Raw genomic sequence first — 14774 nt, 5'->3', positions numbered from 1 at the left:
GCAATCACCTTTCACTGGCTTATACGGCCCCTGTGGGACGGTATTCACAGCGGGGCGCAGTGTCAGCCGAACAGGCTGGCCTCGACGTCGAACCCGGCATCGCGCATCTGCGCCAGTTTGTAACGCAAGGTGCGCGGGCTGATGCCCAGGCGCTCGGCCGCCTCTTTGCGCCGACCGCGCTCGGCGCGCAGGGTATCGATGATCATCTGGTACTCATGGCGGCGCATGTCATCGCCCAGCCCGCTGGCCTCGGCAGTGGCTTCAAGTGATGGCGACGTGCCCGCCGACAAGGGAATGGCGCCTGCCAGACAAAAATCCGCCGCCTCGATCACCCCACCCTGCTGCAGGATCAGCGCCCGCTGAAGCGCGTTGTCGAGTTCACGCACGTTGCCCGGCCAGGCATAGGCCTGCAGGCAGGCCCGGGCCTGCGGCGACAGGCGTACCGGGGCGTGTTTCATCTTGGCCGCATGGCGCGCCAGCAGGCGCTCGGCCAGTTGCAGGATGTCGCCCGGGCGCTCACGCAACGGGCACCAAGCCAGGGGGAACACTGACAGGCGGTAGAACAGGTCTTCACGGAAGCGCCCGGCCGCTACTTCGCCGGCCAGGTCGCGGTTGGTCGTGGCCAGCACGCGGATATCCAGGCTGATCGGCTTGCGCCCGCCCACCCGTTCCACTTCGCGCTCCTGCAGCACACGCAGCAGCTTGGCCTGCAAGGCCATTGGCATTTCCGAGATTTCGTCGAGCAGCAGGGTACCGCCTTCGGCCTGCTCGAACTTGCCGGCCTGGGCGGCGATGGCACCGGTGAAGGCACCCTTTTCATGGCCGAACAGGGTGGCTTCGAGCATGTTGTCGGGGATGGCCGCGCAGTTGATTGCCACAAAGGGCTGCGCCGCCCTCGGCGACTGCTGGTGAATGTAGCGCGCCAGCACTTCCTTGCCGGTGCCGGACTCACCAGAAATCAGCACGGTCGAGTCACTGCGCGCCACGCGTGCGGCCAACTCCAGCAACTGGCGGCTGGCCGGCTCACAGGCCACCGGGCCCTCGTCAGCGGACACCCGCCCGGCGGCATGCCGCTCGACCAGGCTGAGCAGCGCCTTTGGCTCGAACGGTTTGACCAGATAGTCGGCAGCACCTTGGCGCATTGCTTCGACGGCACGCTCGACGGCGGCGTGCGCCGTCATCAACAGCACCGGCAGCTGAGGTTGCTGGCGGCGCAACTGGCTCAACAACTGATGCCCGTCCATACCGGGCATGTTCACATCGCTGACCACCAGGCTGAAGGCATCATCCACCACCGCCTCCAGCGCTTCTTCGGCACTGCCCACTGCCTGGTAGGCGAAACCGCCGATTTCCAGGGTATCGCCCAGCGCCTGGCGCAATACGCGGTCGTCCTCGACCAGCAGCACCTTGATTGCCATTACACCCCCTCCGCCAATTGCCCGTCGATCAACGGCAGCTCTACCCGCACGCAGGTGCCTCGGCCCACCTTCGAGCGCAGGCTGATAGCGCCCTGATGCGCACGCACCACAGCCTTGACCACCGCCAGGCCGAGGCCGGTGCCAGTGGCCTTGGTGGTGAGAAACGGCTCGCCAAGGCGCGCCAACAACTCGGCGGCGATACCGCTGCCGGCGTCACTGACACACAGATGCAGGGTGCGCTCGCGACGGAACAGGTGCACCTTCAAGCGCGCTGGGCCGTCGCTGGCCTGCAGGGCATTTTCGATCAGGTTGAGCAAGGCGCCGACCAGGGTGTCGCGATTGCACAGCAGCTCACCCAGATGGCTGTCGCACTGCCAGCGCACGGTGTGCCCCTGCACATGCGCCTGAGCCGCCTGCTGCAGGGCCTGGAAAAGGGCTTTTGGGGTAACCCGATCACCCAGCGGCAACTCGCCACGGGCGAACACCAGCATGTCACGCACCTGGTGCTCCAGCTCGTGCAGGCGCTCCTTCAAGGTACCGGCGAAGCGCTGGCGGGTTTCCGGGCTCAGCTGTTGCTCGCTGTCAGCGAGGTGGCTGGCGTAGAGCATGGCGGCCGACAGCGGCGTGCGGATCTGGTGCGCCAGCGAGGCGACCATGCGCCCCAACGACGACAGGCGCTCGTGGCGGGCCAGTTGGTCTTGCAGGCGACGGGTTTCAGTCAGGTCGTTGAGCAGCACCAGCTGGCCGGGTTCGGCATCCAGCGAGCGGGTGGCGATGGACAGCCGGCGGCCGTCGCGCAGCGAGATTTCATGGCCATCGTCCTTGCGTGGTGCAAAGCTGCGGGCGATCACCTGACGCCATAACTCGCCGATCAGCGGTTCGCCGAGCAGTTCGCAGGCAGCCGGGTTGGCTTCACGTACAAGGCCATGGCCATCGATCACGATCACCCCGCCAGGCAGCAGGTCCAGCAGGTTCTGCAGACGGTTGGCCAGGCGTTCCTTTTCGCTCAGTTCCTCGATGCGCTGGGCACTGACCACGGCCAGCTCGCCTTTGAGTTCACTGACCCGGGCTTCGAGCAGGCTGTAGGACTGGCTGAGTTGGCTGGATACCTGATTGAACAGGGCGAAGGCTTGCTCGATACCCTGGTGGCTGTCCTGCTCGATCGGGGTCTGCCCCTGATGATCGGGGGCTCGGGTTACGTGGGCGGCCTGGGGCATCGTGCTCTCTCGCGTGGCTGACCGTCATAAAAACGGTGTGTTGCCAGCGGTGTAGCAATAGCCGTGCCGGAGATGGGGATTTGTGTTGCCTGTGCCGGCCTCTTCGCGGGCTTGCCCGCTCCCACAGGGCCAGCATAGGAGTCAAGCCCTGCGCTGTACCTGTGGGTGCGGGCAAGCCCGCGAAGAGGCCGATCCAGGCCTACGACAATGTATCAGTCCGGCAGCCAGGCCTTGCGCCAGTTGCTCAGGTTGTCGCCTTCGAGCATCCAGCCGCCCAGCACTGCATTGCGCAGTGCATCGCCCGCCTTCGCCGTGGCATCCAGATCAGAGATGTGCATGCGAATGGCATCTACCCAGCCTCGGAAACGGTTCTTCACCAGTGTGACCGGCAAATCGCTGTAGCCCTGGTAGCAACGCAGGTCGCTGGCGATCACCGGGAAACCACAGGCGCCGTACTCCAGCAAACGCAGGTTGCTCTTGCACTCGTTGAACAGGTTCTGCTCGACCGGCGCCAGGGCCAGGTCCAGGTTCATCCTGGCCAGCGTCGCGGGGTATTGCTCAATCGAGACACTCGGGTGGAACTCATGAACATAAGGCCGCAGCTTGTCCGGGCACATGCCGAAGAACACCCATTCCACCTCGTTGGCCAATTCCTTGACCACGTCCGCGATCACTTCCAGGTCGCCCGTGTGGCTCGCCCCACCCGCCCAGCCGACACGCGGCTTGCGCGACTGCCGGCGCAGGGCCTTGAGGCCGCTCCAGTAGCGGGTATCCAGCGTGTTGGGTACCACGCGGATATCGCCATGTACGCCGGCGAAGGCCTCGGCCAGCGGCTGCGTGGAGACGACAAAGCGGTCCACATAGGAAAGACTGCGACGTATGGACCGCAGAATGTCCTTGGGCATGTGCGCCCTGTGCACGCTCTTGAGCGGCAGGTTGGGCAGGTAGTCGTCCAGCTCGAAGACCTTGAAAGCCCGCGAAAACGCGTGCATCCGGCGTATATGCTCAATCTGCTCATCGCCAACCTGGCGCTGCAGGATGATGCTGTCGGGCTGATAACGCTCAAGTTCGGCAGGCGCCAGATAATTCCACGCCACCACCCCCTCGGCCAGCCCCTCGCGGTTGAGCGTATCCAGCGGCTGGATGACCCGGTAGTTGCCACACCCTCCTCTGTCCGCCGCATGGGCGAGGATCGTCGGCAGCGGTTTCCAGGACGACAACGGTCGCCAGCTCAGACCGGAGGGCGCCAGGCCGAGGCCATTGCTGGAAGACAGCGAGAAGTTCGGGTTGTGGAGCGGGTCGCGTGCCAGTACAGGCAGCCAGCGGTCATACAAGGCATCTTCTTCTGCGGCGGTGGCCGGCGTTACAGCATCCTCACTTAGCAGCAACTGAACACGCGGCGTCCACACGTTCAGGTAGCCGCCACGGTGCAGGCGCAGGCACAGATCAACATCCGTCCAGCGCTGCAACTCGGGGGACTCGTCGAAACCGCCCGCCTCCAGGAACAGGCTTTTGTTCACCAGCAGGCACTTGCCGCTCACGGCGACATAGTTCTGGTCCACTTGCAGGCGCTGCAGATAGCCGGACGCGTCCATCGGCTGACCGGCAAAAGCTTCGCCAACAGGGCCATTCAGGCCGAGCACGAAACCGGCATGGCTGATGGTAGCGTCCCCCGCCACCAGTTTGGCCCCCACCACGCCGACTTCCTGGCGCATGCCGTGGTTGAGCATCTGCTGCAACCAATCGTTATCGAGCACCGCAGCGCCTTCGTCCAGCCACAGCAGGAAATCACCACGGGCCTGCCCGGCGGCCTGGTTGCGCATTTGCACAGGCGCCATGCCGGCAGGGAATCGCAGGCAACGAATGGCATCGGTGCCAAGCCGGGCAACGTTGTCGAGCCAGCCGTTTATTGCCGGGCCGGCATTATCACGCGCCAGCAGCAGCACCTCGTAGTTTCGATAGGTTGTCTTCTCCAGAATGGTTTCCATGCAGCGCTGCACCCGCTCGGTGCTGTTGCCCTGGAGCAGGATCAGGATGCTGACCGGTGCGTCGCCGGGGGCGCCATAGTCCAGATCATAACGCCCGGGCAGACGAGACCCGATGCGCGCCTGTGCAAAACCGCGGGCATGCAGATGGCGCTGGATGACCCCGCGCTCGTCCGGGCAGTCGCGCAGCGACGGGGCATCGCAGACCAACAACGGCTCGCTGATATGCCCCAGCCCCTCGAAACCGGCAGACTCGATCAGGCGCAGGATGTAATCCAGCTCGAATGCCTGGCCCGCCTCCTGGCGGAAGCCGCCCATTTCCAGCCACACCTGCCGGTTGAACAGCCAGTGGCGTGACAGGCTCGCCGGCAAACTGAGCAGTAGATCAAGGTTTAGATCAGGGCGCAGCACAGCGCCCATTTCTGACCCATCGGAACGCAAACCCTCATCACCATAGACGGCCCGACAGCCCGGCGCCGCCAACAGGTCAAGCGCGGCAATCAGCAAGCCACTTGCAGTGAACTCACTCCCCGCGTCTACCAGCATGAACCAGTCAAATTCACCCGCCTGAGCTGCCTGGTTCAGCTGATCGCTCAGGCTGGCATCGGTCAGACGCACGAAATGCAGCTTGTCCTGCGCCGAAGTCGCGGGAGCCTCGCCCGGCGTCAGCGCCACAATTTTCAAAGTGGAATAAAGGCAGTGATCGCTACCCAGGCTTTGCAGAGAAGCTTTCAATGCATCGGCGCGCCCGTCAGCGTCCACCACGATTACCCCGATCACAGGGCCACCCTGATGGGCGCGCAGACGCTGTTCGATCAGGCGACTCTGCATGGCATCCGGAACGCGTTCGGCCAGCCAGGTTTGCAGTGTCAACGCCTTGGGCTTGCCACCCAGATGCTCCAGCATTTGCTGGCGCCCGCGCTGTACTTCTTCGCTGCCAACGTCGCCATGGCGCGCATACAACTCGCGATAAAGCGCTGGGTAATCTTTCAGTGCCTGCTCGGAGCGTCGTGCAGGTGCATTGTCGTCCCGCCGCATACGGACTTCCACCGTCTCGCTGCGCACATGATGAAAGGCGCTTCGCGCGCTCAGGCGCATGAGGAAATCCCAATCCTCCAAGCCTGCCAGCGACTCGTCGAAGTCGCCCACGGCAAGTGCAAGCGCGCGTGGGCAGGCAAAGGTGTTGATCGGGATGTAGTTGTTTACCAGCAAACGCTCCCGGGAGTAGGCCTCGTGTGGATAGCGTTGTTCACGCGCCACCTCGGTCCGCTTGCCCGCCGCAATCGTTTCCTGAATGAACACTGCATCCGTGTACACCACACTGTCGGGGTGGGTATCCAGCGCTTTGGCCAGTGTTTCAAGGTGGTCAGGCAGGTACAGGTCGTCATCGTCCAGATAAACGACATACCGGCCACGGGCCAGATGCAAAGCGGTATTACGGGCAGCGGCCGGGCCGCGATTGCGGCCTTGGCGGATGTACGTGATCGAGAAATCGTACTCAGCCAGCAGCGACTCGACCGGCTCGCCATTGTCATTGACCAGGATGACGTCAAAGTCCTTGAAGGACTGATGCGCAATGCTGTTCAGCGCATCCTTGAGCAATTGCGGGCGGTTGAAGGTTGTCAGGATAACAGAGAACAACGCCTGCTCTTGCTGCCGCGCTTGTTCTTCCAGGCGCTCGCAAAGCCGGCGTGCCCGGGCCCCCAGCTCGGAACCCTGCTCGTCAGGATACAGATCCAGACGCCGCTTGAGGTGCCCGGCCACCTCGCGCTCACGCCCGTGAAGATGATGCTGCGCATTGCGCTCGAATACCCCCTCGACAATGGCAAGGTGCCCCATCAATGGCTCGCTGGAGGCATAAAACCCGCTCGAATACTGCGCACCATGCCAGCGATAGCTGACACCCGGCATATCGACGTAGGCGAAATCGGGGTAACGCTCCGCCATCTGCACGACCATTTCCCAGTCGCCGGCACCGTAGCTGTTGCCTGGATTCCAGACCCGGCAAAAAATCTCACGCCGGTAGATGACGGCCGAAGGCGTCATGTAGCTGTCGTAGATGAGCAGATCAGCGACTTCATTACGCCCGCCGACATAGTCGCCATTGCGGTAGCCGGGGTGACGAGGCTGGTTCAATGCCTGCCCCGAACCATCGACCCAGCGAATGCCGGTATAGCCAACCGCCACGTTGGGCTGGCTCTCCAGCGTAGGCAACAGACGCGACAGATGGCCCGGATTGAAATAGTCGTCGGCGGAAAGGAACGTGAAGTAACGCCCCTGCGCGATACGCAGGCCATTTCGCCAGTTGTAACCCGGGCCGTAATTGTATCGGTTACGGATGTATCGCACTTTCGGGTTGCCCGCGAATGCCGCCATTACCTCGGCGGTATCGTCCGTGGAAGCGTTGTCCAGCACCAGGATCTCGATATTCTCCACACCCTGATCGAGCACCGACTGAACACACTGGGCAAGATAGCGCCCATAGTTGTAGGTCGGAATAACGACACTCAGCAGCGGCTCGAACTGCCGTACGGCAGCAGCATCATCAGCGATTGCAGTGGTGACTTTATAGAGCCAGAAGTCCGCCGAACAATGGTAATTCCTGGAATGGTCGCGGTCTTCAGCTTCTCGCGTCAGTGGCCACGCTTGCGCATCGGATCCGGGCGCATCGGGAAGTTTCAAGTAATCGATGTGCACCCTCGAAGTACTGACAGGCTCTCCCTTCGCCGGAATCAGAACCTTGCTGAAGCAGGTATCGTCCTGTAGCGCCCCAAATTGCTCGGAAGAACGTAGCAGCAGATAACGCCGCACCTGTGACGGCAACGCGAACAAGGCATTGGCTTGACGAGGGTGGGCAATCAGAAAGACGCCGTCGCACTCTCCGGCGGCTTCGGTAGCTCGCTCGAACACCAGCCCATTGCTCAGGCCATAGGCCGCCAGGGGCTGCAGCGGCAATTGCCGTTGTAGTTCTTGCCAGTGCGCATCGGACAGCAGGAAGGCCTGCTCATCGTCCAGGCAAAACCCGGCAACCAGCACTCGCCAAGGTTGCCCGGTACAACGCCCACCCGCGATCAAAGCCCAATTCGTCATGCTGTCACTTCCCCCAAAAAATGTTGCTCGCTTGCGTCAAGCGACACGGCGCCTGTCGGCACGAAGCCTCTATGCCCTGAATCACGCAGATTCCGTCAGCTCTTTCCACGACACGATGCGTGCCGGCGCCGTGAGATGTTGGCGGACAAGCGCTTCGATGTAATGTTCATGGTCCCGCTCGGAGCTGATGATCACGACATCGTCCTGTTCCACTTGCTCACTCATCCAGGCCAAGGGCTGGATGGGCACGCCGAGCATTTGCGTGCCCTGGCGATTGAGGTTGGAGTCTATACAGGCGACGACCTGTCCACCTTTGTTTCTGGCTTCAAGAATCAGCAATGCGGCGATGAAGGCGCTACCAAAGATGATGATCCTGCGCCCCTCCAGGCCGGCCAGAATGCTCGAGCCTGGGTTTTCAACGGTTTTGCGCGTCCATTTCAGAAGTTGCCGGGTAGCGCTGGCATGCCCGGAAACCGACAACTTGTCCAGCGGGCACACCTGGTCCCCCAGCAACAGAAGCTGGGCTAGCAGGAAGACTGGCAAGCCCGCCAGAAAGGCGTCGGGGGCTTGCTCCAAGTTGCGCAGCAGGCTGTCGGCCGTTTTACCAATCTTCTTCAGAATGTGCTTGTCGATTGCCTGACCCACCTGGGTGGTAATGGCTTCCTGAATCGCGAAGCGCGCCACGTAGGCATCAAAATGAAGGGCCTCTACCTCCAGACCAGGCACGCCCCTGGCAATGTGCTTCAGGTCTCGATAGAGAGCGACCCCTGGTAGCGACAGGCTTGCCACATGGGAGAACTGCCTGGTGTGCAGCCGACGGCGCAGCAACGGCTGATCGAGGAAGCCGATAGCATGCCGGCGGTTGATACGCGCCGGCATCAGCACGTCCTCGATGCCTGCCGTCTCCAATGTTTTCTTGTGGGCAGCCGCGTCGCCGAGGCACGCGTGTACCGCATAGAAGCTGGGCAGTACGGCCCGCTCCAGCATCACGCCGCTGGGCATAGGCCACAACCGCTCCTTGAGAAAACTGCTGATGTATTCCCCTGGAGCGAAGACTCGCTCCGATTCAGGCAGGGTGTGCTCGCCGACTAGCGCATCCCCATCCTGATCAATGTCACTGACGCGAGTCCACACCAGCCGCACTTCTGGATGGCAATCCATGAAACGCATCTGCCGTTCAAGCATGTCTCGCTCCATGACATCATCGTCATGGGTCACGATCACCCGTCGCCCAAGGGCAAGGTGATAAGCCGAACGGCAGTTGAACTCCACACTGGAGATGTTGCGGGAATTCCTGACGTAGCGGATTCGCGGGTCCTGCAAGCGCAGGATAAACTCCGCAGTCCCGTCACTGCTGCCATTGTCGAGTACCAGCAGCTCGAAATCCTCATAGCTCTGGGCCAGGACGGCAGCGATGGACTGCTCGAGGTAGTGCAGTCGATTGTAGGTCAGCAGCGCAACGGTCAGCGACGGAATGGCTGGGTTCATGGCAACGACCGCACCAGATCAGGGATCTCACGGTGCTTCTGCCCGTGGAGAAAGACAAAGTTGGTTTCCTGGGTTTCCTCGTCAATGCCAGGGCACGGGCGTAGCCCCTCTTCGCTCAGGGTGTAAGCCTGGTAGCCAAGACCATCGAGCCGCTCCACCACCTCGTTAGGGTGGTAATCGAACTTCCTGGCCCACTTTCTCAACAGCTCGATCAGAATCACCGGTTTGTGTTGAGCGAGCATCGCCTCGCCACCCTGGATCACCATCAACTCCGCCCCTTCCACATCGCACTTGATGATCTGGGGCGCCAGCTCATGCTGCGCGCAGAAGCTATCCAGCGTCGTGGCCGGGCAGGACACCTTCTGCAGGCTTTCCTGGCGGCCCGGTTGCCCGGCCAGGACCTGGGAAGTGGCGCCGGAGCAGTTGGGCGTGTAGAGAAACTCCAGCGTCGCCTGCTGGTTTGAAAAGGCCAGCCGGTGCGCCTCTATGTTGAACAAGCCGTTGTGGCGGATGTTGCGCTCGAGAATCTCATAGGTATGGGGGATTGGTTCGAAGGCGTGAATCCGCGCCGACGGGCAATGCCGAGCCAGCGCCAGGGCATACCAGCCGCAATTGGCGCCGATGTCCAGAATCACCGCGTTTTCCTGGGTGATGGCTTTGAGGAACTCGGTTTCCTGTGTTTCATAGGCACGGAAGTTCATCAGGGTACAGGGCACCAGGTGCTGGTCCTGGGGATCCAGAAACAACTCGACCTGCTGCGAGCGGGAACGCACGAAGATGCCCTCTGGCAGAATGCGCAAAGACTCCACATCGGTACCGGCGATAAACTCAGGGTACTCGAACAGGCTGGCGTGCCGCGCGTGAATGGCCTCGATGTAATCCTGCTTGGCAGAGCCCCCGGCCTCATAGGCCGTACGGATGTGGTTGAGCGTGTTCATCGGCATTACCGGGCTCCGGTTGCGAGGCTGAGGATTCTGCCGCGCCAGTGATGTTGCTGGGTCAGTGTGTCGCGGATCTCTGCAGCGTAAGTGGTACTGGCAATGAAGACCGTGGCCCCCTGGTGCTGCGCCAGCTCATCGGGGCCGGTAATGGTCACACCGAGCAGGGATTTGCCCTGCAGGTTCCTGTTCCGGTCGACGATGCCGCAGACGTTGGCCTTGCCCAGCCGGGTATCGCAGAGCAACCGGCTGGTAAGCGCGCCAGCGCCCCAGATCAGCACCGGCTCAGCACTGGCCTCCAGTTGCTGGGCCAGCGCTTCCACCGGGCGCAATACCTGCCGTGAAAGCTCGACATAACTGAGCAGGCTGGCAGCCGCCACAGCATCAACCGTGAAACGCTTCGCTGCCGGGCTGGTCTTGCGGTACATGGCCAGCAGGTAATGGTTGTCGTAGAAATCGTTGTGCTGGGAGATCACCGTCACTTTCTCGAAGCCGTTAGCCGCCAGCAGGTTGTCGAGGCTGGCAGCACTGAAGAAGTTGATGTGTTCCAGTGCAAACTCGAGGAAGGGCTCAGCCGGCGGCGTCTTGCCGAAGGCTTCGGCATCGGGAACAGCGATGAACAGATAGCCGTCATCCGCCAGCAGCGCCGCAATCTTCGCCAGGCTGTTGCGCAGGTCGGCAATATGCTCCAGCACGCCGCAAAGACTGATCAACTGGAAGCGCTCTTCAGTGACGAAAGCATCCACGGTCGCGCTTCTGATCTCTACTCCGTAGATTTCGTGCGCCAGCTTGGCTGCAGCTGGGCTGGGCTCCATGCCTAGTAAGCGCTGGAAGCCTGCCTGTTTGAAATGTGCAAGGAAATGACCCATGCCCGAACCGATATCGAGAATGCGAGCGTCGCTTGCCAAGTCTGCATGTTGCTGGACGAAGTGGAAGAAATCGCCATGAATACGTGCCAACCCGGGCGGCAGGTCGGTATGCAGGTGATGCTCGACGTTCTGATAGAACTGATCGAGCGCCGACTGATCCGGAATGTCGCTGGCGTAGGCAAAACCGCAGTTGCGACAGGCCACCACATCGTAATGGACTGCCTGGGGAAGCCCCGGGAACAGAAAATGCTGACGGTGCAGTTGCTCCGGATGGCTTGCGCCACAAATTTCACACGCTCTCATATCGCCTACCCTGAACTTTACGAACGGCCTTGCCAAAACGGAAGACGCAACAATAACTGGCCAAAAGAGCGGTCTTAGCCCGCCTGTGTATTGAGGCGAGAACGGTACCAACTTTGAGAAATATCACGGATCTGGGCAAGCCTCACAAAGGCCTCGTCCGGAATCCCGGCGCAAATGGCAAGTTGCTGTTCCAGGTTAAACATTTCTTCGGGTGAGTAACGGGGAACTCGCTCCTCGCCGGCCACCTGCACGTCAGGCGCGGGCTCCCAGCAGTCAATAATCGAACCCGCTGCATCGATATTGCCGTCCAGCCCAAGCGCGCGCAGCGTCTGAACGAATCGCGCATACGCGTCCTGATACTGCGAAAGCGTTGCGGTGTAGTCACAGCGTGACAAGAAGAAGTTGATATCCATTGATGCGGGCAGTTCATGTTCCGCCACAAACGGCAGTGAAAAAAACTCGCACATTTCCCGCACCCTTGAATCGTGCGCAATGAAAACGGCAGGTTTTCCGGCATGGATCGCCGGCGTCAAACCGTGCATTCTGGCCCCGAACACAAAATCCATCGACCCGAGGAATTCCTTCCACAGGCTGTAGTTTGTAAAGTAGCGAACGCGCTTTTTTTTCAACAAGGCAAGCACAGGCGCCAAGTCTTTATAGAACCGCCGCGCCGCATGGATATCGGCCCCGCTGACCTTCCCGGGGTAATAGAGCGCCTGCGCAAGCAGGCCAAAGACCTGCTCGACATAGTAATAATCCTGCTCACTGGCCAGGCGAAGAAAGTCGTCGATCCGGCTATGCCGATTGCCCTGGTAGTTCGAGTAGCACACCGCAACCTTTTCAGGGTTGCTCGGCACCTCCATCAAGGATGTGCGCAGCGCAGGGCCATTCAAGTAGAGGGATGGGCAGCCTAAGGGAACGGCATTCTTGATCCCGAGGCTATTCAGCACGTCCGCTGAATAATAGCCGCGCGTCCCCACCACCGGCGATCTATCGGCGATCACACTCAGATAGCGGACCACCGCAGGGGAAAGCTGCTTGTGGAACCCGGGCTGATAATCGTACTCCCTGGCTTGAATGGATTCGCCAAGACTGAAAAAAGGAATCTTCAGTTTTTCGATAAAGTCCGTGACGTAGGCGTAAGGATAACCATCCTGGTCATACGGAGGCGGCGCAATCCTGCAAGGGATGAAAAATATCACCTTGGAAAATCGCTCATTGACCTCTTCTGCGGTCATCCGAAAGTTCCAGGCCTCAAAATTGCGCCCCGAAGTCAACAGCGCGCCGGCATGGGCGTAAACAATGTCCCCAATATTGATAAATTGGGAATGATACTGGTAATTGGCCCCTGTCTTTCTAATCCCCTCAGGCGGGGGGAGGTAACCAATCAGAGTCGGACGCGAATCGGGAGCGTTCATGTATTGGCCTGCAAGAGTCTGGTTAAACCCACATCCAGAGATGTGAGTGGCGCCCACCCCAAAGCGCGGATCTTGTCGATATTGAAATGCCCAGCGCTTCTCACGGCGGGCGCCGGACCACTGCGCGCCTTCGGCCTGACCATGAGCTGCCCTGCCTTACCGGCTGAGGCAATCAACTTTTCGGCCAATTCCAGGATGCTGGTTTCCTGCGTTTCACCAACGTTATAGGCATGGCCTGCTTCACCCTGAAACAGAATGTGGAACAGCCCGAGCACGGTATCGGAGACGTAGCAGAACGGACGCGAGGCGCTTCCATCGGAATCCAGCTGGATATCCCGATTGTGAAGTACATCGGCAAGCAGATCGGAAATCGCCCGGCCATCATCCAGACGCATACCCGGCCCATAGCAATGGGAAATTCGCGCGATCCTGGCATCCACACCGTACTGGGTGTGGTAGGCCCGGCACAGGGTTTCGGCCAGGCGCTTGCTCTCGCCATAGCAGGCCCGTGGAGCCAACGGGTCTTCACGGCCAAAATCACCTTCCGCGATCGCATCGGTTTGCCAGGGATTGTCGCCGTACACCGCACCGCTGCTGAGGAACAGGAAACGTGCCTGCTTTTCCAGGGCCAGCTCAAGCAGTGCCCCGGTGCCATCGGTATTGGCGCGAATCGTATCGACCGGGCGCTGCAGATAGTCCTTGGGGCTGGCAGGGCTGGCGGCATGGATGATGAAATCCAGTGGCGCAGCAAGGCCGCAGGGCTGGGTGACATCCTGGATCAGAGGCGTCACTTCACCAGGCATATCCAGCCAGGGCATGCGTTGACGCAGTTTTTCCAGGTCCCGAGCCAGGGCATACACATGCAGGTTCGCCTGGGGCTGAAGGCGATTGAGCCAGGCCAGGGCCTCGACTACATGCCCCCCGATAAAACCCGAGGCGCCGGTGACCAGGATGTGACGACCGTACAGGGCCTCCCAAGGCAACGGGGCGGCGAGAATACCGCTCAAATCCCCGCCGAGAATGGAATCAGGCGTCTTCATAGATGCTATCCAGACCGATGATACGCTGCGCTGCAATCCCGAGGTTGAGCAGGTGCTGACGGATTTCTGCGGCGAAGCGGATGGAGCAGATGACGATGGGTAATTCCGCATGCGCTTGCGGGTCGTAGGCACACACCACGTGTTTACCCAGGCGTTGCCCCCATTTCGCTTCGGATGAGTCCAGCAAGGCGTGGATATCCAGCGACTCGGCTAACGGTGCCAGGTAATTGAGGTAGTCGCCGCCAATTCCGTACACCAGGAACGGGCCGCCGGTTCTTTCACGAAAACGCTGCAGCAGAAGCTGCTCGCGGCGCTCTGCCCCAAGTTGCAGGCGGGCGACGATGCGGATCGAGTCCGGGTAGACCGGTGATTCGTAATGCCCCACGGACACCCCATCACAACTAAAGCCGCAACGTGCAAGCAGCAGGGTCAGCGACGCCGGGGTGAACTGGTGCAGGTGCTCGAGATTGCGATCACTGGCCAGCAGCGGATGCCCCGCCTGGTTCGGCACCTCGATCAGCACACGCCCGTCTGCACCAAGAAGACTCGACCAGGCCGCAAGCTCCTGCTCGGGTCGGGCGATATGCTCCAGCACATGAAAGGACACGATCAGCTGGTACGGCGCTGCCTCGATCTGGCTGGTCGGCGTATGGAAGACGCGGTCAAGCTTCTGCTCGGCCAGCACCCTGTCTTGCGACAACTCCACACCCTCATAGGTGACGGCAAAGCGCGCCTTGATCTCACGCCCGAGTTCACCTTCCGCACAGCCGACTTCGAGCACACGCTCCCTGCCCGTCTGCAGCAAGTCAGAAACCGCAGCGACGCGCTCACGCATCTTGCGCTTGAACCAAGGTGTGTTCAGATCGTTACGTGCAACCAGGGTTTCATAGTAGCCCGCCTGGTCCATCGGCAGCCGCCAACGATGCCCGCACAGCCGGCAGGGTGTGTACGCAGGGCTGGGCAACTGCATCTCGATGGATCCGCAGCAGGGGCATGCACTGGCTGTCG

At 61.0% G+C, this 14774-nt stretch carries 9 protein-coding genes; all 9 read right to left on the bottom strand.

Annotated elements, in window-relative coordinates; translation table 11 throughout:
• Window positions 1–62 precede the first annotated feature (62 nt).
• Entirely contained in the window at window positions 63–1418 is a 1356-nt protein-coding gene (locus SB765_RS22900; protein WP_341796427.1) for a sigma-54-dependent transcriptional regulator, read from the bottom strand.
• Window positions 1418–2635, bottom strand: a complete 1218-nt coding sequence (locus SB765_RS22895) for a sensor histidine kinase (RefSeq protein WP_341796428.1) — start codon at window positions 2633–2635, stop codon at window positions 1418–1420. Before SB765_RS22895 ends, SB765_RS22900 begins: the two co-directional genes overlap by 1 nt.
• A gap of 212 nt (window positions 2636–2847) precedes the next feature.
• The gene (locus tag SB765_RS22890) at window positions 2848–7710 is read right to left on the bottom strand and encodes a glycosyltransferase (protein ID WP_410931990.1); all 4863 of its coding nucleotides are present in this window, start codon (window positions 7708–7710) and stop codon (window positions 2848–2850) included.
• 81 nt (window positions 7711–7791) lie between these two features.
• Window positions 7792–9198 (bottom strand): glycosyltransferase family A protein, encoded by a 1407-nt coding sequence (locus SB765_RS22885; RefSeq protein ID WP_341796430.1) that lies wholly within the window; start codon window positions 9196–9198, stop codon window positions 7792–7794.
• Entirely contained in the window at window positions 9195–10142 is a 948-nt protein-coding gene (locus SB765_RS22880) for an FkbM family methyltransferase (RefSeq protein WP_341796431.1), read from the bottom strand. The genes SB765_RS22885 and SB765_RS22880 overlap by 4 nt, the downstream gene beginning before the upstream one ends.
• Window positions 10142–11308 carry a class I SAM-dependent methyltransferase gene (locus tag SB765_RS22875; RefSeq protein ID WP_341796432.1) on the bottom strand — a complete coding sequence of 389 codons (1167 nt, stop codon included), beginning with the start codon at window positions 11306–11308 and terminating at the stop codon, window positions 10142–10144. Before SB765_RS22875 ends, SB765_RS22880 begins: the two co-directional genes overlap by 1 nt.
• A gap of 74 nt (window positions 11309–11382) precedes the next feature.
• Window positions 11383–12726, bottom strand: coding sequence for a polysaccharide pyruvyl transferase family protein (locus SB765_RS22870; RefSeq protein ID WP_341796433.1), 1344 nt, complete (start codon window positions 12724–12726; stop codon window positions 11383–11385).
• Window positions 12723–13802, bottom strand: a complete 1080-nt coding sequence (locus tag SB765_RS22865; protein WP_410931989.1) for an NAD-dependent epimerase/dehydratase family protein — start codon at window positions 13800–13802, stop codon at window positions 12723–12725. The genes SB765_RS22870 and SB765_RS22865 overlap by 4 nt, the downstream gene beginning before the upstream one ends.
• Window positions 13753–14736 carry a class I SAM-dependent methyltransferase gene (locus SB765_RS22860; RefSeq protein WP_341796435.1) on the bottom strand — a complete coding sequence of 328 codons (984 nt, stop codon included), beginning with the start codon at window positions 14734–14736 and terminating at the stop codon, window positions 13753–13755. Before SB765_RS22860 ends, SB765_RS22865 begins: the two co-directional genes overlap by 50 nt.
• Between the last annotated feature and the right edge of the window lie 38 nt (window positions 14737–14774).

It is taken from the genome of Pseudomonas sp. SIMBA_067, from assembly GCF_046534675.1.
Lineage (GTDB): Bacteria > Pseudomonadota > Gammaproteobacteria > Pseudomonadales > Pseudomonadaceae > Aquipseudomonas > Aquipseudomonas putida.
This window is presented reverse-complemented; position numbering and strand designations above follow the sequence as displayed.

Bases quoted from the DNA above. Each gene is read 5' to 3' on its own strand.
- SB765_RS22900 (WP_341796427.1), bottom strand. From the start codon at position 1,418: ATGGCAATCAAGGTGCTGCTGGTCGAGGACGACCGCGTATTGCGCCAG.
- SB765_RS22895 (WP_341796428.1), bottom strand. From the start codon at position 2,635: ATGCCCCAGGCCGCCCACGTAACCCGAGCCCCCGATCATCAGGGGCAG.
- SB765_RS22890 (WP_410931990.1), bottom strand. From the start codon at position 7,710: ATGACGAATTGGGCTTTGATCGCGGGTGGGCGTTGTACCGGGCAACCT.
- SB765_RS22885 (WP_341796430.1), bottom strand. From the start codon at position 9,198: ATGAACCCAGCCATTCCGTCGCTGACCGTTGCGCTGCTGACCTACAAT.
- SB765_RS22880 (WP_341796431.1), bottom strand. From the start codon at position 10,142: ATGCCGATGAACACGCTCAACCACATCCGTACGGCCTATGAGGCCGGG.
- SB765_RS22875 (WP_341796432.1), bottom strand. From the start codon at position 11,308: ATGAGAGCGTGTGAAATTTGTGGCGCAAGCCATCCGGAGCAACTGCAC.
- SB765_RS22870 (WP_341796433.1), bottom strand. From the start codon at position 12,726: ATGAACGCTCCCGATTCGCGTCCGACTCTGATTGGTTACCTCCCCCCG.
- SB765_RS22860 (WP_341796435.1), bottom strand. From the start codon at position 14,736: ATGCAGTTGCCCAGCCCTGCGTACACACCCTGCCGGCTGTGCGGGCAT.